General features: G+C 33.9%; 18 protein-coding genes. 8 read left to right on the forward strand and 10 right to left on the reverse strand.

Translation table 11 applies throughout. From position 1 onward, the window contains the following. The first annotated feature begins 3 nt into the window (after window positions 1–3). From V6246_RS12655 to V6246_RS12685, 7 genes are all read left to right on the forward strand, one after another. Window positions 4–651: an NADH:ubiquinone reductase (Na(+)-transporting) subunit D gene (locus tag V6246_RS12655; RefSeq protein ID WP_341560836.1), complete on the forward strand. Its 648-nt coding sequence runs from the start codon at window positions 4–6 to the stop codon at window positions 649–651. A gap of 83 nt (window positions 652–734) precedes the next feature. Next, window positions 735–1,448, forward strand: a complete 714-nt coding sequence (nqrE, locus tag V6246_RS12660; protein ID WP_341560837.1) for an NADH:ubiquinone reductase (Na(+)-transporting) subunit E — start codon at window positions 735–737, stop codon at window positions 1,446–1,448. A 1-nt stretch (window position 1,449) separates the two neighbouring features. Continuing rightward, the gene (gene nqrF, locus V6246_RS12665; protein WP_341560950.1) at window positions 1,450–2,757 is read left to right on the forward strand and encodes an NADH:ubiquinone reductase (Na(+)-transporting) subunit F; all 1,308 of its coding nucleotides are present in this window, start codon (window positions 1,450–1,452) and stop codon (window positions 2,755–2,757) included. Between the two features lie 256 nt (window positions 2,758–3,013). Further along, window positions 3,014–3,427: a response regulator gene (locus tag V6246_RS12670; RefSeq protein WP_341560838.1), complete on the forward strand. Its 414-nt coding sequence runs from the start codon at window positions 3,014–3,016 to the stop codon at window positions 3,425–3,427. 179 nt (window positions 3,428–3,606) lie between these two features. Then, window positions 3,607–5,475: a YfiR/HmsC family protein gene (locus tag V6246_RS12675; protein WP_341560839.1), complete on the forward strand. Its 1,869-nt coding sequence runs from the start codon at window positions 3,607–3,609 to the stop codon at window positions 5,473–5,475. Window positions 5,476–5,536: 61 nt separating this feature from the next. Beyond that, window positions 5,537–5,914: a Na(+)-translocating NADH-quinone reductase subunit F gene (locus tag V6246_RS12680; protein WP_159019643.1), complete on the forward strand. Its 378-nt coding sequence runs from the start codon at window positions 5,537–5,539 to the stop codon at window positions 5,912–5,914. After that, a complete protein-coding gene (locus V6246_RS12685; RefSeq protein WP_341560840.1) occupies window positions 5,915–6,913 on the forward strand; it encodes an FAD:protein FMN transferase in 999 nt (332 codons plus the stop codon). Between the two features lie 25 nt (window positions 6,914–6,938). Here the strand turns inward: V6246_RS12685 and V6246_RS12690 are convergent, their stop codons facing one another. From V6246_RS12690 to gpmI, 6 genes are all read right to left on the reverse strand, one after another. Beyond that, window positions 6,939–7,307: a DUF423 domain-containing protein gene (locus V6246_RS12690; RefSeq protein ID WP_341560841.1), complete on the reverse strand. Its 369-nt coding sequence runs from the start codon at window positions 7,305–7,307 to the stop codon at window positions 6,939–6,941. Window positions 7,308–7,330: 23 nt separating this feature from the next. Then, entirely contained in the window at window positions 7,331–8,095 is a 765-nt protein-coding gene (locus V6246_RS12695; protein ID WP_341560842.1) for a class I SAM-dependent methyltransferase, read from the reverse strand. 3 nt (window positions 8,096–8,098) lie between these two features. Continuing rightward, entirely contained in the window at window positions 8,099–8,887 is a 789-nt protein-coding gene (locus tag V6246_RS12700) for a DUF3050 domain-containing protein (protein WP_341560843.1), read from the reverse strand. Then, complete coding sequence (gene map / locus V6246_RS12705; RefSeq protein ID WP_341560844.1) at window positions 8,888–9,706, reverse strand: type I methionyl aminopeptidase; 819 nt, start codon at window positions 9,704–9,706, stop codon at window positions 8,888–8,890. 78 nt (window positions 9,707–9,784) lie between these two features. Then, window positions 9,785–10,189, reverse strand: a complete 405-nt coding sequence (locus tag V6246_RS12710) for a BT0820 family HAD-type phosphatase (protein ID WP_159019649.1) — start codon at window positions 10,187–10,189, stop codon at window positions 9,785–9,787. Window positions 10,190–10,229: 40 nt separating this feature from the next. Then, a complete protein-coding gene (gene gpmI / locus V6246_RS12715; protein WP_341560845.1) occupies window positions 10,230–11,741 on the reverse strand; it encodes a 2,3-bisphosphoglycerate-independent phosphoglycerate mutase in 1,512 nt (503 codons plus the stop codon). Between the two features lie 255 nt (window positions 11,742–11,996). On the opposite strand from gpmI, the gene V6246_RS12720 reads away from it, so the two are divergent. Then, window positions 11,997–12,395, forward strand: a complete 399-nt coding sequence (locus V6246_RS12720) for an ankyrin repeat domain-containing protein (RefSeq protein WP_341560846.1) — start codon at window positions 11,997–11,999, stop codon at window positions 12,393–12,395. 497 nt (window positions 12,396–12,892) lie between these two features. On the opposite strand, the gene V6246_RS12725 is transcribed toward V6246_RS12720, so the two are convergent. From V6246_RS12725 to V6246_RS12740, 4 genes are all read right to left on the reverse strand, one after another. Further along, entirely contained in the window at window positions 12,893–14,665 is a 1,773-nt protein-coding gene (locus V6246_RS12725; protein ID WP_341560847.1) for a RagB/SusD family nutrient uptake outer membrane protein, read from the reverse strand. Between the two features lie 41 nt (window positions 14,666–14,706). Then, window positions 14,707–17,898 carry a SusC/RagA family TonB-linked outer membrane protein gene (locus V6246_RS12730; protein WP_341560848.1) on the reverse strand — a complete coding sequence of 1,064 codons (3,192 nt, stop codon included), beginning with the start codon at window positions 17,896–17,898 and terminating at the stop codon, window positions 14,707–14,709. Between the two features lie 328 nt (window positions 17,899–18,226). Next, entirely contained in the window at window positions 18,227–20,137 is a 1,911-nt protein-coding gene (locus tag V6246_RS12735; protein WP_341560849.1) for a RagB/SusD family nutrient uptake outer membrane protein, read from the reverse strand. A 33-nt stretch (window positions 20,138–20,170) separates the two neighbouring features. After that, on the reverse strand, window positions 20,171–23,440 hold the full coding sequence (locus tag V6246_RS12740; protein ID WP_341560850.1) for a SusC/RagA family TonB-linked outer membrane protein: 3,270 nt from the start codon (window positions 23,438–23,440) through the stop codon (window positions 20,171–20,173). Window positions 23,441–23,741: the final 301 nt, after the last annotated feature.

Consider the following 23,741-nt stretch of genomic DNA (forward strand, 5'->3'; position numbering starts at 1 on the left):
TTTATGGGACTTTTATCAAAAAAAGACGCCAAGTTAATCACAGATCCATTAGCAGATAATAATCCAATTACTATTCAAGTACTTGGTATTTGTTCTGCTTTAGCAATTACTGCGGAGTTAAAAGCATCTATTGTAATGGCTGTTTCAGTAATGGCCGTATTAGCAATAGGAAATGTTGTTATTTCTTTAATGAGAAATATTATTCCTTCTAAAATTAGAATTATTGTACAATTGGTTGTTGTTGCCGCTTTGGTAATTATTGTCGATCAAGTATTAAAGGCCTATGCTTATGAGTTAAGTAAAACGCTTTCTGTATTTGTTGGTTTAATTATTACTAACTGTATCATTATGGGACGTTTTGAAGCTTTTGCTTTAGCAAACGGACCTTGGAGATCTTTCCTTGATGGTATTGGTAATGCTGCTGGTTACGGTTTAATTCTTATTCTAGTAGGTTTCTTTAGAGAGCTTTTAGGTTCTGGTACTTTATTAGGATTTAAAGTATTAGGTGATCCAATCGAAAAAACAGGATTATACGCTATTGGTTACGAGAATAACGGTTTTATGTTATTATCACCAATGGCCTTAATAGTAGTTGGAATAATTATCTGGATACAACGTAGCAGAAATACAGCATTAGTAGAAGATCATTAATTAGTGAGCAGTTAGATTAATTGCTGTAGATTTTTTTAACCTACGGAAAATTGAAAAACTGAAAACTGAATACTATAAAAAAAATGGAATATATAGAGTTATTTTTCAAATCAATATTTATCGACAACATGGTATTTGCCACGTTCTTAGGGATGTGTTCTTACCTTGCGGTATCTAAAAAAGTAAGTACAGCTGTTGGTTTAGGAGCAGCCGTAATTTTTGTATTAGCGATTACCGTGCCTTTAAACTGGTTGTTAGATCAGTATTTATTGCAACCAGGTGCTTTATCTTGGTTAGGTGAAGAGTATGCTAGTTACGATTTAAGTTTCCTATCATTCATCATGTTCATTGCAACTATTGCAACCATGGTACAATTAGTAGAAATAGTGGTAGAGAAGTTCTCACCATCATTATACAATTCATTAGGTATCTTTTTACCATTAATTGCAGTAAACTGTGCTATTTTAGGGGGATCATTATTTATGCAATCTCGTGAAATACCAACTTTAGGTTTAGCTACAGTTTACGGTGTAGGATCTGGAATTGGATGGTTTTTAGCGATTTTAGCTATTGCAGCTATCCGTGAAAAAATTAGATATTCAAATGTACCACCTGCATTAAGAGGCTTAGGTATAACATTCATCATTACTGGTTTAATGGCGATTGGATTCATGAGTTTTGGAGGTATGTTAACTGGAGGTGATGAAGAAGCACCAAAGGAGGAAACAACTGCAAAAGTAGATTCTGCAAAGGATAACAAAGAAGTGTTAGCTAACAACATAAAAGTAAATGAGTAATATGATATTAGCCGCAAGTACAATAGGAACAATTGGAGTAACAGTAATTGCTTTTTTAATCATTTTACTTTTACTCGTTGGTTTATTATTAGTTGTAAAACAAAAACTATCACCATCGGGACCTGTAAAGATTACCATTAATGGTGAAAAAGAAATCGAAGTTGCTTCTGGAGCAAGTTTACTTTCAACTTTAGGAAATTCTAAAATATTTTTACCATCTGCCTGTGGTGGTGGTGGAACTTGTATTCAATGTGAATGTCACGTAAATTCTGGTGGAGGTGAAGCTTTACCAACGGAAGTACCTCACTTTACAAGAAAAGAATTGAAACATGGTGCACGTTTAGCTTGTCAAGTTAAAGTGAAACAAGATATGGATATCACCATTCCTGAAGAAGTATTCGGAATTAAGAAATGGGAAGCTGTTGTAGTTCGTAACTATAACGTAGCATCGTTTATTAAGGAGTTTGTTGTTGAAATCCCTGAAGATATGGGTTACAAAGCAGGTGGGTATATTCAAATTGAAATTCCTCCATGTGAAGTAAAATATTCTGATATGGATATTACAGCACACCCTGAAGAACACGAAACTCCAGACAAATTTCAAGCAGAATGGGATAAGTTTAAACTTTGGCCATTGGTTATGAAGAATACAGAGACAATAGAACGTGCTTACTCTATGGCTTCTTACCCTGCAGAAGGAAGAGAAATCATGTTAAACGTACGTGTGGCTTGTCCTCCGTTCGATCGTGCCAAAGGTGGCTGGATGGATGTAAATCCAGGAATCGCGTCGTCTTTCATATTTAACCAAAAACCAGGAGATAAAGTAACTATTTCTGGACCTTACGGTGAATTCTTCATCAATGAGTCTGAGAGTGAAATGCTTTACGTTGGTGGTGGTGCAGGTATGGCACCAATGCGTTCTCACTTATATCACTTATTCAAAACCTTAAAAACAGGTCGTAAAGTAACATATTGGTATGGTGGACGTTCTAAACGTGAGTTATTCTATTTAGATCATTTTTACGAGTTAGAAAAAGAGTTCCCGAACTTTAAATTCTACTTAGCATTATCTGAACCAATGGAAGAAGATAACTGGAAAGTAAAAGAAACTATAGATGCACCAGGAGACGGTTTTGTTGGATTTATTCACAACTGTGTTATCGATAACTATTTATCATTGCATGAGTCACCAGAAGATATAGAATTATACTTCTGTGGACCACCTTTAATGAATAAAGCAGTGCAAAAAATGGGTGAAGATTTCGGAATCCCTGATGAGCATATTAGATTTGATGATTTTGGAGGATAATCTCTAAAATCAATATATATTAAAAAAACCAACACGAAAGTGTTGGTTTTTTTTGCTTTAAATTAAGTTGAATTTTTTTTCTTACACTCTGATTTTGAGATGTGTCTCGTTGTTGTTGTCTTGAGTTTAAATGATGAAAAAGTTAATATTAGTGTATTTCGTCGAAAATAAAGGCGTATAACCGATAAAATGATTAAATTAGCACGTAGGAATTCATCTTGAATTTTTATAGGTAAGAACTTATTTTCTAAATAACATGAGTATTGTAGATAAACAATTGAGAATTTTATTCATCGATGATGATAAGGCGACCAATTTTTTAAATAAACATATCGCTAAAAAAAACGCTAACGTTAGTTCTACTGTATTAGTAGATAGCGCTTTTGAGGCTATAGATTACCTTGAGAAGCAGGTGTTAAACCCACAGGATAGACCTGATATTATTTTTTTAGATATTAATATGCCTGCTATGAATGGCTGGGAATTTTTAGATGTATTTTATAAAATAGATTCAGGATTAATTAAGGATATCGAAATAGTTATTCTTTCATCCTCAGATGACCCAAATGATATAAATCAATTTAAAACGTACAACACACTTTTAGATTTTGTAAAAAAACCTTTAGATTCAAAACTGTTTAATGATGTTTTGTTGAAGTTAAGTAGTTAATGAAAATATAAATAAGTAATGTTTAAGTTAATAATATAGCTTGAAATTAAGAGTTAATTATTCCATTTGTCCCCTCAAAAATAATAAATAACACATACTGGTATTATATAATAATATCAAGTTAATAATACCCTTTTTAAGTTTCTTTTAAAGGTGTTTTTTGAATGGAGTAATATAGAATGCTAAACAATTATTTTAAATATTTAAATGGCGACATTGGTTTTACTATGTTCGCTTTTAAAAACACTGCAATTGGGTTTCCAAAGTTTGTTGGTCTATTCCTGTGTATATTTTTGTTTACTACGCTATCGTATGGACAAGATGTGAAAAACAATCAAGTTTCTTCCGTTGAAGAGCAACGCGCTGTTATGGTCTTTAACTTAACAGAAGAAGTTAAATGGTCTAAAATATCTAAAATTACAACCTTCAAAATTGGGGTTATGGGACCAGATAAGATTAAAAATAGTCTGTCTAAAATTTCAAAAAACAGAAGAATCTTTGAAAAGCTTATCCAGGTAGATCGAATAAATAATCTAGAAGATATAAAAAACTATAATGTTGTTTATGTAAATAGCACTTACGAGTATTTATTAAAATCTATTCTAGAAGAAAGTAAAGGATTAGAAGTGCTTATTATCACCGAAGGCTACCCTACAAGTTCCTCAATGATTAACATGGTGCAAGTAGACGATGGTTACAAATACGATATTAACCGCCAATACATAAGAGAGGCTAAGCTTAAAATTACACCAATACTTGCAGGGCACGCCGTAACCTCAAAAGAAATTAAAGAGTCTCTTTATAAAAAAGCTGAACAAAAACTTTACATCGCTAATAGGGAGAATAAAGAACAAAAGAAAATTATTGAAAGCCAGATTAAAACAATTGGCAATCAAATTAATGCCATTAGTGAAAAGGATGAAGTTATTTATATTAAAGATTATTCTTTAAAAACATTAGCTTTAGATAGTGAATTGCAGGCAAGACAATTAGCCGAAAATCTAAATTTAGAAAGGGAATTAGAAAAGAAGTTAGACGAACAAATTACCCAAATAAATAGACAACAAAATGAGATTGATTCTGTAAATAATGAAATTTTAAATCATCAAAAAACATTAGAAATCCAAACAACTCATATAAAAGAAAAAGCGGCTATACTTGAAGAGAAGAATATTATAATCGATACGCAGCGAAAGCATAATATCATCTTATCGATATTATCTAGTTTGCTATTTATTGCTTGCTTATCGTTACTATTTGCTTATGTTAAAAATAAAAAATTAAACATTCGCTTAAGTATTCAGCATAAAGAAATAAAAAAGCAATCTACCTTATTAACGTCAAAAAATAAGGAATTAGAGCAATTCGCTTATATCGCAAGTCACGATTTACAAGAACCCTTGAATACGGTTTCTAGTTTTATTGATGTTTTAAGCGAAGATTATCATAACCAATTTGATGAAGATGGTCAGCAGATTTTAGGCTTCATCAAAGAGGGGAGTGTTCGTATGAAAAAGTTAATAGATGCGCTTTTACAATATTCCAGATTAGGTAGAACTAAAGTTTTTGAAGATGTTAATTGCATGCCCTTGTTAGATGTTTTAACGGCAGATTTACAGAACACAATAAAAAATACTGAAGCAGAAATTAGTTATAAAGATTTGCCAATTATAAAAGGTAATGAAGTTGAGTTACGTTTACTCTTTCAAAATTTAATTACAAACGGTATTAAATTTAGAGACCCTAATGTAAAACCAAGAATTAATATTGAATGTACCGAAATTTCAGAAGGAGAAGACACTGATAATGGTGCTGAGAAGTATTGGAAGTTCTCGGTGACTGATAATGGTATTGGTATTGCCAAAGAGTATCAAGATCGTGTTTTTGCTATCTTTCAAAGGTTACATTCTAGATTAGAATATGAAGGCTCCGGAATTGGTTTAGCACATTGTAAAAAAATTGTAGAATCGCATTCTGGGAAAATATGGTTTACTTCAGAAAAAGGCATGGGCACCACATTTTGTTTTTCGCTACCTATGAGCGCGTAATATTATTCATTTCTTAGCTTTAAATTTGTGCGGTTTAAATAGGGTTACTTATTTTTGCAGCATGAGCAAAGCATTATCAAAACAAGAACTTCATAATTTAGCCATGAACCATGTTGGTAAAGATTTAGAACACCGTGGTTTCGAGTTTATCGCTATAAATAGTAAACTAAAAAGACATCCGCAATTTGTTTGCATGGATAAAACTAAGCAGTATTTCTTTGTAATTGTGAGAGCAGTAATTCTTCCTGAAAATCCAAATAATTATGATGTGGTTTGGATGGAAAGCTTTAAAAAACATGCAAGAGAAAATGATGCTAAAGTATTATATGCAGGCGTTGGAATTGGGAGTGTTAAAGGTGAAAGTGAACCACTTTATTTAAACGAAGAGTATTTGTTGGAATATAACGGTATACAGGTTTTAGAAACTAATTTAAATTAAATGAATATATTAAAATTAGTACTCTGCTGTTTAGTGATTTCTGCTTGTAAAGAGAAAGCTCCTAATAAAATAATAACCACTGCGGAAAACACACAATTAGAAGGTTCCGTCTTCGGAACTTTTTACCAAGTAACTTACGATACAGATACTAATTATGAAGCACAACTCGACAGTTTGTTTGCTGTAATTAATACATCAATGTCTACCTATATTGATAATTCTGATATTTCAAAACTCAATCGAAATGAGTTGGTTAATATAGATAATCACTTTAAAACAGTTTTTTCTAATTCCGAAGCTATTTATAAAGCAACTAATGGTGCTTTCGACCCTACTATTGGAGCTGTAGTTAATGCATGGGATTTTGGTCCGGAAGGAAGAATAATGGATTTAGATAGCCTTAAAATCGATAAGCTTATGCAATCTGTAGGGTTGGATAAGGTTTCTTTAAAAGGAGATGGAATTATTAAACCAGAAGGAACTTTTATTGATTTCAATGCTATAGCAAAAGGCTATGGCGTGGATGTGGTTGGAGAATTTCTTGAAAGTAAAAAAGTTAAAAATTATTTAATCAATATTGGGGGAGAATTACGAGCAAGAGGTTCTAATAAAGCCAGTGGAAAGATTTGGACAGTAGGTGTAGAGAATCCTAATTTTAACGGTACACAATCTATTAATAAAGTACTTTCTTTAAAAGATAAAGCGATGGCAACATCTGGTACTTATAGAAAATTTAAGGTAGATGCTAATGGTAATCGTTATGCACATATTATTGATACAAAAACGGGTTATCCGAGTAAAACGAACCTGTTAAGCATTTCTGTAATTGCAGATAATTGCATGACGGCAGATGCTTATGCTACCGCATTTAAAGCTATGGGAATAGAAGGGGTGAAGACTTTTTTAGAAGCGCATCCTGAATTAAAAGTGTTTCTAATATTTGAAAATGATAAAAATGAATTCGAGACCTTAAGCTTGAATGGCTTTGGGGAAAATTAAAAATAACTGATTAGCCTTAATTTTATTAGAAAGCAGCAATGCACAAAAGCAACCAACCGGTTACTAAAAGTAAACCACCTAGAGGAGTAATAGGTCCCAGAAATTTTAACTTCTTACCTCGAGCATCCGATAGTATTAATCCATAAATACTAAAAGAAAACAACACGATACCAATGGTAAAGCACCAATACATTGGCATCGTTACATATTCAGGATTCAAACCCAATGCAACTAACAGAATAGCATGATACATTTGGTATTTTACTCCAACTTCAAAACTTTGTAATTGGTCTGTCGATAGTATTTTCTTTAAAGCATGCGCTCCAAAAGCACCAAAAATTACAGATAACATACCAAAAATGGCTCCTGTTGCAAGTATAATAGATTGTGTCATAATATTAAGAAAAACTAAAAATGTTATTTATAAACTACAGGAATAATTTCACCTGGAGCTAAGCAGTATTCTTTTATCGCTTCCGCGGAAAGGTTTGCGGTATAATCTACTTCATCTACTTTAAAACCTATGCTGCGTAGCTTATCAAAATAATCTCGGCCATAAACACGAACATGATCATACTGTCCGAATATTTTGGCACGTTCTGCTTTGTCGGTAATAGTATCATCTTCAAAAGTAGTAACTCTAGATAAATCTTGCGGAATTTGAAAAATGCCCATGCCACCGGGTTTAAGAACACGGTAAAGCTCTTGCATGGCTTTGGTATCATCTGGAATATGCTCTAGAACATGATTACAAAAAATAATATCGTAACTATTATCTTCAAAAGGTAAATCGCAAATATCAGCCTTTACATCAGCAATAGGCGATAATAAATCTGTAGTAGTATAATCTAAGTTTTTTAACTTTCTGAAGCGTTTCAAAAAACACTGTTCGGGAGCAAAATGAAGCACTTTTTTTTCCGAAGAAAAGAAATCGGTTTCATTCTTTAGATACAACCAAAGTAATCTATGGCGCTCTAAACTTAATGTAGAAGGCGATAAAACATTATTACGTTGTTGCCCATAACCGTATGGTAAAAAACTTTTAAACCCCTTTCCGTCTATAGGGTCGGTAAAAGTATTTCCTCTTAAAAAGAAAGCTAAAACCGGACGAATAACATAGCTTAACCTTATTAATAAAGGTCTCGGAATGGTGTTTAATATAAGTTTAAAAAGTTTTTTCAATGTTTATGCTTCTAGAGCTTCTGTTGATGAAATTAAGTTTGAAATGCCATCCCAAAGCGCAATACGATATTTTAGCGCATCTTGTGCAGTTTCTAAAACATCATCCCATTTTTGAGAATCGTTTTGGCATAATTCTTCAACCATTTTTAAAGATAATGGGCCATGCTCATCACCATCTAATTCTATATGGCGCTCCAAATAATAAGTAAGTTTACTGTAAGAGGCTTTGTGTTTTTGTTCCGATTGTTTAATAATTTGAAAAAACATATCGGGAATTACATCTTCTCTTCCAAAGGTAAAAGCAGCAGCAATTTTATGCGGTGCATTAGTGGCAATGGTTTTAAAAGAGAAATCTACAAAAGCTTGAGTTTCTTTTGGTAAATTTAAAGCAGTTAGCGCATCAGAAACTGAAGCGCCAGCTACTATGTTTTTTATAAATTTATTTATATCTGTTGTGCTTGCTCCAATTTGTTGCATGGCATCTAAGTACATTTCAAAATGACTGTAAGGTTGGCCTAGCTCGTTAACATCACTTTCTTCTCCTAGAACAATTTCATTTATAAAACGAGCCGTAGAAGGATGTTTTACAGGGGTCCAAGGTACCGATGTGTTAGTTAAATGATTTTGAAGCGCTTTTAGCAAACTCATAAAATCCCAAACAGCAAAAACATGCTGTTCCATAAATGTTTTAATATCTTCAACCGAAGCTAAATCACTGTATAATTTATGCGAATTGAGTTTTTCTCGCAACGGTTTTAGTGCGAGTTCAATAGATTTTATGGATGTATTCATTTAAAGTACTAATGCGTTTTGGCGGAATTCATCTTCCTCATTAGAAGTAATACCTAAAGCATCATAAATATAAGCAAAGGTTGAAAGTAACTCAGGTTTACCGTTTACTAAAGCTACGTCGTGCTCAAAATGTGCCGATGGTTTTTCGTCTAAAGTTGTAATAGTCCAACCGTCTCTATGTTGTTTAATACGGTGTGTTCCTAAGTTAATCATTGGCTCTATGGCAACTACCATACCATCTACAAACTTTTTACCTCTACCGCGTTTACCATAGTTTGGCATTTCTGGATCTTCGTGCATTTTTGCACCTAATCCATGACCAACTAATTCACGAACGACACCATAACCATGATCTTCACAATGTTTTTGAATGGCATAACCAACATCTCCCACACGGTTATTCGCCTTAAATTCGCGAATACCAACGTATAAAGATTCTTTAGTAACTTGAAGTAGTTTTTCGGTTTCGGGAGCAATTTCTCCTACTGCAAAAGTATAAGCGTGATCGCCATAAAATCCGTTTTTTAAAGCACCACAATCTATCGAAATAATATCGCCTTCAACTAAAGGTGTATTATTAGGAATACCATGTACTACTTGTGTATTCGGACTCATGCAAAGCGTATTCGGGAAATCGTAAAGGCCTAAAAAACCAGGTATAGCACCATGGTCTCTAATATGTTCTTCGGCAATTTTATCAAGTTGAAGCGTTGTTACACCTGGCTTTAATGCCTTGGCAACTTCGCCTAATGTTTTAGATACTATTAAGGCACTTTCGCGCATTAATTCAATTTCTTCTTTTGTTTTTATTACTATCATATTCTAAAAAATAAGGTCAAAGATACTTAAATTGCTAGGATTGAATTTTGTTTGAAATGAAGAGACTTCAAATTCAAGCTATTTCAAGAAGCTAAAAAAGCCTTTTTTCTGTTTTGGAATTACTGGTGTTTCGTTGGTAAGTATTTGATAAACTTCTCCCCAACCAATAAAGCCGCCAATGCTTCTGTCGTCAATAAAAATATCAGCATTAATTTTTCTACTAATATCACTAGTATATTCTTCACCAGAAAAACTATTGTTTATAGCATAAAAACTGATACCGTTTTCTTCACAAAAAGCAACGGCTTCGTCTAATCTACTACCACATCTGTAGGTCCATAGAATTAAACGATGCCCTTCTTGTTGTAACTTTTTTAAGGTTTCGAAAGCAAATATCATAGGCTTTCCTATTTTAGGATAAGCATCTTCTACTATCGTGCCGTCAAAATCGACAGCAATTATTTTTGTGTTATTAAAATTCATAATTATTAACGGTAGTTTACAAAGCCTAAGTTATTGTATTTTAAATTAAAGGATGTTGCGTCATTGCTTTTGGTTGCTCTACACCTATAAGTTTTAAAATAGTTGGAGCCATATCTCCTAAAACACCATCTTTAATACTTTTTAATTCGTTATCTATTAAAATAACAGGCACTGGGTTTGTTGTGTGCGCTGTATTTGGAGAACCATCTGGGTTAATCATGGTTTCACAGTTACCGTGGTCGGCAATTAATAGGGTAGTGTATCCGTTTTCTAAACCTGTTGTTACTACTTTGTTTACACAAGTATCAACAGCTTCACAAGCTTTTATTGCAGCTTCCATAACACCAGTGTGCCCAACCATATCACCATTTGCGAAATTTAAGCAAACAAAATCGGCTTCTCCTTTTTGTAATTCAGGAACTAAAGCGTCGGTTAACTCAAAAGCACTCATTTCTGGTTGTAAATCGTAAGTCGCTACTTTTGGCGAGTTTTTTAAAATTCGAGATTCGCCTTCAAAAGGAGTTTCTTGTCCGCCTGAAAAGAAAAATGTTACGTGTGGGTATTTTTCAGTCTCGGCAATTCTAATTTGTTTTTTTCCATTTTTGGATAAAACCTCACCAAGTGTTTCTGTAATATTATCTTTATTGAAAATCACTTTTATACCTTTAAACGCATCACTATAGTTTGTGATGGTTACATAGTATAAATCTAATTTTTGGGTATCGTATTCTGGGAAATCTTGTTGGTTTAACATTTCGGTTAACTCACGACCTCTATCTGTTCTAAAATTAAAGAAGATTACAACATCATCTTTTTCTACTTTAGCTACAGCTTCATTATTTTCTGTGATAATTAATGGCTTGATGAACTCATCGGTAATATCATTATCATAGTTAGCCTGAATTTCTGCAACAGGGTTATCTGTTTTAGTACCCACATTATTAACAATAGCATCGTAAGCTAGTTTTACACGTTCCCAACGCGTATCTCTATCCATGGCATAATAACGCCCTGTAATGGTTGCTATTTTAGCTTTTGTACCTTCAGTATATTTTTGTAAAGCTTCAACATAACCTTTACCAGATTTTGGATCTACATCACGACCATCTGTAAAAGCGTGTACATAAGAGTTTACGTTTGCTTTGTTAGCAGCATCAATAAAACCACGTAAATGGCTAGTATGCGCATGTACACCACCATCACTTAGTAAACCTAAAAAGTGAACATTTTTATTATTGTCAGAAGCATATTTTAAAGCATCTATTAATACTTTTTCATCTTTAAGCGTGTCTTTTTCTATAGCTAAGTTAATTTTAGCTAAATCTTGATACACAATTCTACCGGCTCCTAAATTCATGTGGCCAACTTCACTATTTCCCATTTGGCCTTCTGGCAAGCCAACATGCAGACCATCGGTCCTTAAAGTAGCGAATGGGTATTTTTTATATAAAGAGTCTATGAAAGGTGTATTTGCATGATCGATAGCTGAAACTTTTGGGTCTGGAGAGTTTCCCCAACCGTCTAGAATCATTAAGATTACTTTTTTATTCATTTTATTTAAAAATTTTATGAAACACTACAAAGATACATAACTTGGCCTAAGTGACCATTAAATATAGCCTGAAAATAGCCTATTTAATAGGGGTTTGTTAATATGTTTGAAAATGGAGGTTTTGCTTAATTATATTGAAATTAAATGATGAAAACTCAATGTTTTTTATTTTTTATGTAACACTTTTAAGTTTCCGTCGTCTTTTAAGTATATCAAAAAACATAATCAATTTAATCAAATCAAAAATCTTTCATCATGAAAAAATCAATCATTATTTCCGCAATCGCCTTATGCTTTTCTTTAGGAACAGTAAATGCAACACCTTTAAATTCAACTCCTAATACTTTAGAAAGTGTACGCTATTTTAAAGTGAACTCTTTTTGTGTCTCTATCGCTTTGGGTGATATTGATACTGTTATGAAGTTGTTATCTTTAGGAGAAGATGTGAATCAAATTTCTAATGGCATGACGCCGGCTATGTATGCCGCAAAGTTTAACAGAACTGAAATTCTGGAACTTTTAATAATACATGGAGCAGATTTAAAAGCTAAGAATTCTAAAAAAATGACAGCTGCTAAATATGCCGAAATTCATGGAGCTACAGATGCGGGTTTAATAATAAAAGAAACTCTAGCCGAGAAAAAGAAAAAATAATTATTAACATATATAATTATTTTGAGTTAGTCACTCTAAATAAAAGCTGCCTTTATTGGTGGCTTTTTTTTGTTTTAATATGAAATGATGTTTGATGAAAGAACATAAAAAAAGCAGCTATAAAATTATAACTGCTTATTTTCAATTAAAAAAAAACTAACTCAAACTATATAATACTTAATTTCAAACTTTATAAGTTATCGTTTTTATATCAACTGAAATCAAAATGATATATTAACGACTTCCTTTTACAAAATTATCTCATTTTAAGGTTGCCGACTATAATTTATGGTTCTATATCTATAAATTATCAGTTATTTTAAGGGTTTTGAGAGGTGTGTGTATAGTTTTTATAGGAAAGTAACTTATAATGTATTTTTAAATGTAATGTTCTTAAAGTTTTATTTTGGGTGGATTAAAAAGAAAACCGGCAAATCGAAGAGTTCGATTTGCCGGTTTGATAAAGTATTTAATATGAATTTGTCTTTTACCTTTTACTAGTAACCTGGGTTTTGTAGTAGGTTGTCGTTAGTATTAAATAAAGCCGTTGGTAACGGGTATAAATAGTTGTCTCTAGAAAAGTTACGTACAGATTCGGGTTCAAGTAGAATACATCTTCTTTCACCTACGGCTGTTGTCGTTGTTTTTTCTCCGTAGATGTAAGATCCAGGTGTATAAAGGTCTGGGTTTCCATCAAAAGCTGTACCTTCTATAACGGCACCAAAAATATCTTGATTTAGTTCTTGTTCTGCAAGACCCCAACGACGTAAATCGTTATACCTAGAACTTTCAGCATAAAGCTCAATTGTGCGCTCTCTTCTAATCTCGGTAAGTAAATCCATACCGTTAGCCGCTAAAAAGGTATTGCTAATAGCAGGTAACCCGGCTCTTGCTTTTACTAGGTTTATAGATTCGTCCATTTGCTCATCAGTTAAACTTCCATTTAATTCATATAGAGCTTCAGCATATGTTAAATATATATCAGCTAGGCGTATATAGGGTAAGTCTGGAGATTCGGTATACGACGCTCTGTAAACAGGCCATTTCCAAGATATAAATTTAGAGTTGTAGTATCCATAATTATCTTGACCAGTTAAAAGTACTGAGCCATCTTCTGGGATTTCATGAGTTTCATTATTGGTAAAGTAAGCACGCATTCTGTAATCACGATTTTGATATTCGTCGGATACATTTGTGTAACCTTGAAATCTTGGCGATTTATCTATTGGTAAACCATCATCAGCTAAAAACATATCAACCATTTTTCTCGTAGGCATTAATCTTCCTACTGAGGTATGACTTAATAAAGCTCTACCTTGTCTTAATAGAAAGTCGTACTTACCGTAAAAAATATATTCGTTATTTGAAGATTTATCTAATCCCGCTGGGTTAGATTCGTTATCCTCAAGCATAAATAAATAGTAAGAGCTCATGTTGTCTAAAACATCATTGTGGTTCCAAAGTTCAAAACCACCTTGATCCATTATCGTTTTTGACGCTTCAGCAGCTTCTTTTAAATATATATCAATATTTGCAGCATCAAAACCTTCGCTACCTGCTCCAGATGCAATGCCATCACCATCTGTGCTGATGCCAACATATTTCATCCAAGTTGCTTCATGTAAAAGAATTTCTGCTTTTAAGGCCATAGCCGCCCATTTGCTAATTTTTCCTTTATCGGTAGACGGTATATCTTGCTCTCTTGGTAAACCTAATATCGCATCATTTAAATCTGCTAAAACTTGAGCAACTACTTGGTATCTACTGTTTCTAGGGCTAGAAGCTTCTTCTGAGCCAACATCTAACGATCGTGTTACTATATTAACACCTCCAAAACGTTGTACTAAAGCAAAATGATGATAAGCTCTAAAAAACTTAGCAACTGCTACGTATTCGGCTATCTCGCTTTGGTCACCACTATAGTTAGCAGCTCTTTCAATTAAAAGATTGATATCTCGAAGTGCGGTGTAAGCATCATTATAGTAATCATCTGTTACAGGTGCAAAGGTATCACCTCGACTATAAGTTTGGAGTGGTGAATCTTCTTTATATCCGTTTAAATCGGAAGCATGATCAAGAAAATCGCCCAATGCAGTCCACGGTAATAAATCGGTGTAGAAATTATTAGAGCCTGTTTTAAAATGTTCTGCTTCGGTATAATATACAGCTTCGGTAATGTCTGCTGGCGGCGTTAAATTTATAAAATCCTCTTCACAAGCAGTAAAGAATAGCATGGCGCAGGGCAGTATTATATATATTAATTTTTTCATTTGTATGTGTTTTATTATTTATTAAACGCGAATTAATTGGGTTATAGTGATAGTTTTACACCAAAAGCCCAAGTACGCATAAAAGGATAAGCACTGGCGTTTGTATCGGCCTGTGATTCTGGGTCGTAACCATCTTTTACAGAAGTAAATTCGAATAAATCATTCCCTGAAAAGTAAAGACGTACCGTATGAATTGGTGTATTACCAATTTTTAAGTCGTTAATGTTGTAACCTATAATAAGAGATTTCAATCTTACGTATCTATTATTTTGAAGCATGAAATCTTTATCTTGATAATTCCATTCCGCTAAAGTACTATTTGTAGTTAATCTTGGGAATTCAGCATTTGGTGTTTCTTCTGTCCAAGTACGTCCTAACCATGTGTTAGATTGGTTTTGCCATACTCTAATAAAAGGTCTACTAAAATAACCTGTTCTCAATACGTTCTGGTTTATTGCTCCTTGGAAAAACGCACTAACATCGAAGTTTTTATATTTAAGATCTAAATTTAATCCGTAAACATAATGTGGTGTAGAATCGCCTTGATACACTAAATCTTTAGTATCAATAACATTATCTCCATTAGTATCTACAACGCGTGTGTCTCCTGGTCGTAAAGCTGCGGCTGATGTTTGCGAAGGTAAATTTCCTCCTGCATCAAGACTATTGTAATAATCATTTACTTCAGCTTGATCTTTAAAGTAACCAGCAGTTTCCCACATGTAAAATGGATTAATCGGCTTTCCAACGATGTTTTCACCATCTTCTACACTGTTTAAACCGGCTACAATAGATTCAGCACCGTCATATTGAGTTATTTCGTTTCTAGAATCACTCATGTTGGCACTAATACCTAAATCAAACTCACCAATTCTATCTTTCCATCCTAGCATAATTTCCCAACCTTTAGTTTGTAAGGTACCAATATTAGTAAATGGTGCTTCTGGAGCTATTATTGGGTTGATAACACCTTTAATAAGCATACCTTTATTATCTTTTTGGAAAAAATCTACAGAACCAAATAATTTGTGGTTAAATAATTTAAAATCTAATCCAACTTCTTTAGAAACAATACGTTCCCAAGTAGTGGTTAAACTAAATAAATCGCTTGCACTAGAGGTTGCTTGTAATCCAGCAGAAGTTCCGAAAATAGTTGTACCACTTAAATTAACTGTAGACAAGTAGCCGAAATTATCAATACCTGATGTGCTTCCTAACTCACCGTATCCACCTCTTATTTTTAAGAAAGATACAATATCGCTATCTTTCAAGAAATCTTCTGAGCTTAATACCCAACCACCAGAAATGTTTCCGTAGTTAGACCATTTTTTTCCTTCTGCAAATCTAGAACTACCATCACGTCTGCCTTGCAATTCTAATAAGTATTTACCTTTATAGTCATAGTTAATACGACCTATATAACCGTAAAAGCCCCAAGTATTTCCGCCGCCTTCTGTTTGAATAGCTTGATCTGTAGCTCCTAAATCTAAATCGTAAACACCATAATCAATAAAACCATTTCGTCTAGCTCTAAGGCCTTTAGATGTGTTTATGTCAGCTTCAATAGCTAATAATCCCGATACGTTATGGTCTCCAAAATTATTACTGTAATTTAAAGCGCCTTTGTAGTTTTTGTATGTAATACGGCCTGTTTCTTCTTCAATATACGATTGGCTATTAATTTGAGCAGGTGCTACATCACCAAACCAGTTATATGTTGGTACCGTCAATTGGTATATTTGATTTTCAGTATTTTGTTCGCTTACCGCATAAGAGCCTGTTACACTTAAATTATCTGTGATTTGATATTCTGCTAATGCAGATATTTTAAATTGTTTAGCAATTTTGTTCTCACGACCACCATCTACAACTCTGGCGACAGAGTTTCTAGCGCCGGCAATATTACCTCCAAAGTTTCCGTACCATTGTCCTAAAGAGTTTCTAGAAGCAAAAATAGGAGGATCGTAAGTAGTTGCTTCTCTATCTAAACCACCAGAAGGCCCTGAGAATTTAGTATGAAAATAGGTTACGTTCGTGCTTATTTTAAATCGTTCAGAAACATTAACCCCATAATTTAAAGAGAAATTGTAACGGTCTCTGCTATCATCAGCAACTTTTAAACCACCTACATTTTCATCATATCCAGCGGCAATACGAAAATTGCTTTTTTCGCTACCTCCAGAAACACTGATGTTTTGTTGCTGAGAGTAAGAGTTTCCGAACATTTCGTCAAATCTATTAGAATCACTAATATATACATCACCTAAAGCATTAGGGAAATTATAGATTCCTTCTTCTCCTGCTGCAAACCTTTCTAAAGTTTCAGTTCCGCCCCAAGGACCGAAATTTGGAGAAGCATCTTGAGATGTTGCAGCTAACCATAAATTACCCCATTCTTGCATAGTTGGTGTAGGTGGGCGAATACCGATTGTTCCTATACGTAATACTGAACTTATGTTTACTTTAACTTCACCTTTTCCTTTTTTAGTGGTAACCAAAATAACACCACCTGCAGCACGAGAACCGTAAACGGATGCCGAACCACCTTTTAGTACACTAATAGATTCAATATCATTCGGGTTCATATCATTAAAAGATGATGCGTTTATCGCCGGAATACCATCGATAACTACAAGAGGTTCTATACCGTTTACTGAACTAGCTCCACGAATAAGAAAATCTACACCTTCGTCTCCTGGGCGTGATGATGTACGAGACACAACTAAACCAGGTGTTCTGCCTTGTAAGGCTAGAGCAGGACTTGCTACGGCTAAATCTTCAAAAACTTCAGCTTTAATTTGTTCTACAGATCCTGTTAATGTTTCTTTTTTAGCAGTACCATAACCTACAACAACAACTTCGTCTAAGGCCGCAACATCAGATTCTAAGGAAACATTAATTTTAGAATTACTACCAACAGTAATTTCTTTTGTTACATAACCTATGTAAGAAAATGAAATAACTGCGCTGTTTGAAGGAACAGTAATGCTATAATTTCCATCAAAATCTGTTACGGCTCCAGTAGAGGTACCTTTTACAATAACATTTACTCCGGGGATTCCCATGTTATCTTCTGCGCTAACAACGGATCCCGTAACGGTTCTGTTTTGTTCAATTGTTGGGTTTGTGTTTGCGTACCCAACATTCGTCATGCCGAAAACCATAAAGGCTATCATCCAAAATAGGCTTAAAGGTTTTTTCAGACTTGTCTGATTTTTGATTTTTTTCATCATAAATAATTTAGTTTAATGCTTTAAAATCTTCCAAGTTTAGGGTTAGTTGAATTATTGATGTTTTAAGATTCAATATTTCTTGCTGTTAGGAATATTTTAAATAGTTTTAGAGTTACAATGTTAGAAATTGTAAAAAGGAGTTTTTATAAATCATTAATAAATAGCTATCACTTATGATTCTTTTCTATGGGTATGGCCGCTAGTGAAAGCCTTTATATGATTTTTTTATCATAGAGCAGGTTTTATATGAACAAAAAAAACGGTAAATCGAAATTTCGATTTACCGTTTTAATAAAAAAAACTTTGTTTAAAATATTTCTATTTTATATTACCAATTTGGATTTTGTAATAAGTTTGGGTTTTGATCTATTTGATTCGTTGGAATAGCATCTAAATAGTTCTTTAATGAAAATATTCTATTACCTGACGGATCTAAAATTAAAGCACCAGGTTTTGTTGAAGCAATTCCTGAGTATGTTGAAACAGGCTCTTCGGCTTGGGTTAAACCAAGAGGGAAAGCGCTTGGTAACCATATGTTTGTTCCTGGGTTTTTAGGGTTCTCAGCAGTTTCGTATTCTGTGCCTTCAATATATGTTGTACAAACATTTCTAGACAATTCTTCTACAGCTGTTCCCCAGCGTTTTAAATCATCAAAACGGAAGTTTTCTCCATCTAGTTCTATAGCGCGTTCACGGCGAATTTCACCTAACATAGTTAAATCACTGAAAGGAGCGATTAAAGCATTAGTTAAAGAAGCCACACCTGCACGTTCTCTAATTTTATTGATAGAGATATCAAGGTCACCATCACTAATAGCTCCGTTTCCTAATTCTACGGCAGCCTCAGCATAAATAAGCATAACTTCCGCTAAGCGAATTTGTGGGTAATTAAAAGACTCTTGGTTCGTTTCTCTTAAAATATATTCAGTTGTAAATTTACGTCCTTGGTATCCGATATTACGACCAGCACCAGGAGATGTTAATTGAGGAACATAACGATAATCAAAAGCAACGCCACTTTCAGAAAATGCTACACCGTATTGAGCACCACCACCGTTAGTGTTAGATCCCCATCCCCAATATTCTTTTAATGGTTCGCTAACAAAACTCTTTAAACGAAAATCTCTATTTTGGAATTCAGATAACATTGTATCATAGCCTTCAAAAACAGATGAGTGTTGAACAGGTAAACCATCTGTGCATAAATACATATCCATCATTTTTCTAGATGGAGTAATTGGTTTAGCATGTGTTAAATTCTTTCCTATTTTTCTTAAACTAAAATCGAAAACGGTTTGAAAAATAAATTCTTTATTTTCTGCTTTTGTTAAACCAATAGGGTTTGAACCTCCATCTTCTAAGTTGTATAAGTAGAATAAATGCTCTTCACCTAGTTCATCTCTATAATCCCAAAGTTCGAACGCGCCACTATTGATAACCTCTAAAGCCGCCTGTTTAGCCTCTGTAAACATGTTTTCAATTGATGGGTATCCAGAAGGTTTATTAGAACCTGCACCTGTAGAGCTACCATCTCCATCCGTAGTTGTTCCAACGTATTTTTCCCAAGTAGCTTCGTAAAGTAAAACACGAGCTTTTAAAGATTTTGCAGCTTCTAAGGATATTTTACCTTGATCTGACGTTGATAACGAATTCTGTGAAGGTAATAAAGCGATAGCCATATCTAAATCTTCGATCATTTGTGCAACAACTTCATAACGGCTATTTCTTGGTGCGTATAATTCTTCTGAATCTACATCAAAAGCTTTAATAGCTATAGGTACACCTCCAAAACGTTTCAATAAGTTGTTGTGGTGCCATGCTCTAAAAAAGTATGCTGTCCCTACAGGCCCTTCAATATCTGATTGGTTTCCAGGGTAATCTTCGGCTTTTTCAATTAACTGATTTACAGCACGTAAATAACTATAGTTGTTTTTCCAAATATCGTCGGTAGTTGGCGTTGTAGAGCTCCCTTGTCCATAAGCATCCGTTGCAGGAATGTTTCCTGATAAATCGGATGATGTATCTCCTTGTGAATCTTGATCACCTTCGTAATCAAAACCTAACCTTGTATATAGGTAATTGGCAGAGTTTTCAAATTGTTCAGCTGTTTCAAAATACAGAGCTTCTGTTAGTGCGTCTTGTGGTTCTTGATCCAAATAGTCATCACAACCCGTTAGCATAAAAATAGCTAAAACAGGTAAGAGACATTTGGTTCTCAAGGTTCTATTTATATTTTTCATATTCTTGATATATTTCTTTTAAACTAATTTTTATTAAAATGTAATTTCTAGTCCTAATACCATAGTAGAGGTATAAGGAACAGTGCTACCTTGTCCTGCAGAATCTCCTTTTTCAGGATCAAAACCATCTTTAATATTATCGATTACAAATAAATCATTTCCTGTTAAAGACAGTCTAATGCGATCTAAACCAACTCTGTCTAAAATATCTTGAGGTAACGTGTAACCTAATGAAAGTACTTTAGCACGTAGGTAAGATGCTTTAATAACATTAATATCATTAATATGTCTGTAGTTCCAGTTGTTTCTTTGTCCGTTGTAAGATATTACAGGGTTAGAAGCACCCGTGTTTTCTGGGGTCCAAGAAGATGTTAGGTAAGTTGGGTTTTGGTTTGTCCACCAAGAACGGAATGGGTATGCTAAAGCTCCATCACGTACAATATTCTGTTTTCCTACACCTTGAAAGAAGGCACTAAAATCAAACCCTTTATACTCTAAACCAAGGCTAAAGCTATAACTGTTGTGTGCATTGGCATCTCCAACATAAACTAAATCATCTGTTGTAATCGCATCATCACCATTTACATCTACACGTTTTACACTTCCTGGCGTTAATCGGTTTGAACTTCTATAAGCAGGTAATAAAGATCCAGACTTCATAGATTGGCTAGTAACATCGCTAAAACCAACTTGGTTGTAGTAATCTAGTATATCTTCCTCATTTTGAAATAATCCATCTGTTTTGTAAGCATAAATAGCATTCAATGGATCTCCTTCGACAATTTTGTTAACACCATAAGTAATTGCAGTTTGTCCTTCCATACGTGCAACTTCACTTTTACTATCCCAAAACATAACTCCAACTCTGTATTTAAGATCTCCTATTTGATCTCTCCAATTTAAAGAGATCTCGTAACCATCTGAAACGAAATCACCACTGTTTGTATCCGGAGCAGAAAAACCACCTAATTGAGGGTAAGTAATTTGTACTAACATATCGTTGTTTTCTCTATGGAAAACTTCAGCGGTACCACTTAACCTATTATCCAAGATAGTGAAATCTAAACCGTAATTAGTTGTTGCTACACGTTCCCAAGAACGTTGAGTAGTTGTTAAACCCGCAACCCATGCGGTATTAGCTAAAGAAGGGGCAGCTCCAAAAATGGTAGAACTTGTATTGATGCTTGATAAGTAATCATAAGCGCCAATTCCTGTTACAGAACCTGTTTCTCCATAAGAAGCTCTTATTTTTAAATTATTAAAAATGTTCAAGTCGTTAACGAAACTTAATTCTGATAAACGAATACCTCCAGATGCACTAAAGAAATTTTTCCAACGATAATCAGGATCTAATCTTGAAGACCCATCACGACGACCTAAAGCTTCTAAAAGATAGATGCCATTATAATCATAATTAAATTTACCAATGTAAGATATTAAACCAACAGCTTCACTACCAGAGTTAAACGTGCTTCCGTTAGATTGTTTAGGAGAACCTCCCGTAACTTGAGTAGTTATATCTCCTGTATTAATATCATCCAATTCATCGCTTAACATATTGGTTCTAGCAGTATATGCTCTGTTAATTTGTTGTTGTTCTGCTGTTGTACCAACAAGAACACCGAAATTATGCTTTCCGATAGATTTTAAATAATTTGCTTGTAATACATGGTTTTGGAAACGGATATCAGTATCAAAATACTTAACACCAGAGTTTAACAACGATGTAGGTGTACTAGAGACATTTCCGTCCCAATCGTACATAGTAACAGATGTAGTACGTTCCATTCTAGTTCCGTTACGTGAACTCATATTACCATTATAGGTAAGTGAAAGTCCTTCAACGTATTGGTTTAAATCTAAAGTGATTTTCGCTCCTAGTCTAAAAATTTCTTCTCTGTTTACTGTGCGTCCACCTTCATCTAATTTTGCTAACAAGTTGTTTGCTCCAAAGATATCGTAGTATTGGCCTTGTGGATTATAAAGCGGAAATAAGTACATGTCTTGTACACCATGACCAACACCTTGAGTAGGTTCGTCAACTTTTCTGCTATCGTAAGATACGCTGAAATCTGTTTTCACCATATCACTCATTTTGTATGTTAAGTTTGTTCGAAAGTTGTAACGTTTAGCTCCATCATAAACAAATGATATTGGAGAGCGTTCGTTAGCATAACCAAACGAGGTTCTATAAGTTGCATTTTCACTACCACCAGAAAGAGATAAATCGTGTCTTTCAGAGATTGTAGTTCCGTAAACAGCATCGTATTGATTAACATCAGCCAAGCGATGATCTTTACCTAACCAAAAAACAGATTCTGGTGCAAGGGGATAAGTTCCATCAACAATATCTTGTGTTTCTTCCTGTGTAAAAAAGCGATATGTTCCTGTAGCTTGTTGTGTAGCACCATTACCATCGGTATATCCAAAGGTGTCGTTTTCACCGGCAAGTAACCATAATTTACCCCAGTCTTTTAAGCTAGAAACAGGCATGTCTCCAGCAAAATTCATTTGTGTTTCAGCTTTGTAATTCACTTTCATTTTACCTTGCTTACCTTTTTTAGTGGTTACTAAAATAACACCACCAGCAGCTTTGGTTCCAAAAATAGCAGCAGCTCCATCTTTCAATACAGAATAACTTTCTATATCGTTTGCATTAATAGTTGCTAATTGCCATTCTGCAATTTCTAGTCCGTCTAACAAAATAAGTGGCCCAATGTTATTTACTGAAATATCTCCACGAATTTGGATATTCGCACCGTCATTACCAGGACGAGATGATGTTCTAGTTACAACTAAACCAGGAACCTCTCCTTGTAGTGCTAATGCTGCACTTGATGTTCCTTTTCCTTTAAAAACATCGTCACCCTTTACTTGGGTAACAGCACCTGTAAGGGTTGCTTTCTTCTGTGTACCGAAACCTACAACAATAACTTCGTCTAAGGCTGCTATGTCTAAATCTAACGTTACATTAATAGTAGAGTTGTTTCCAACTGTAACTTCTTTGCTAGAATACCCTATGTAAGAAAACGAAAGGACCGAACTGTTTGAAGGAACAGTAATGCTATAATTTCCATCAAAATCTGTTACGGCTCCAGTAGAGGTACCTTTTACAATTACATTTACTCCAGGGATTCCGAAGTTGTCTTCTGCACTAACAACCGTTCCTGTAATAGTTCTGTTTTGTTGATTTATTGGGTTTGCGTACCCAACATTAGTCATGCTACAAACCAAAAAAGCTATCATCCAAAATAGGCTTAGTGGTTTTTTCAGACTGGTCTGATTTTTGATTTTTTTCATCATAAATAATTAGTTTGTTTGTTTAGATACCCTTTTGTTTTTTTTACAACTTAGTAATGAAATATTCATTTTTAAATCATATCAAAATGAGAGAGTGGTTTTAATCTAGTTTTAGAATTACAATGGTATTTAAAATTTTAGTTGTTCATGATAACTTATAGACCAATCAATATAAATTATGATTCTTTTTTCTTGAAACAGTCATCTTTAGGAAGAAGAGAAGCTTTGTGTGTTTTATTTAGAAGTATTCTTACATAAAAGAGTGAAAGCTATTTATTGTAATGTAATTTTCTTTATGCACCCC

This window comes from Algibacter sp. TI.3.09 (assembly GCF_038154905.1).
Lineage (GTDB): Bacteria > Bacteroidota > Bacteroidia > Flavobacteriales > Flavobacteriaceae > Algibacter.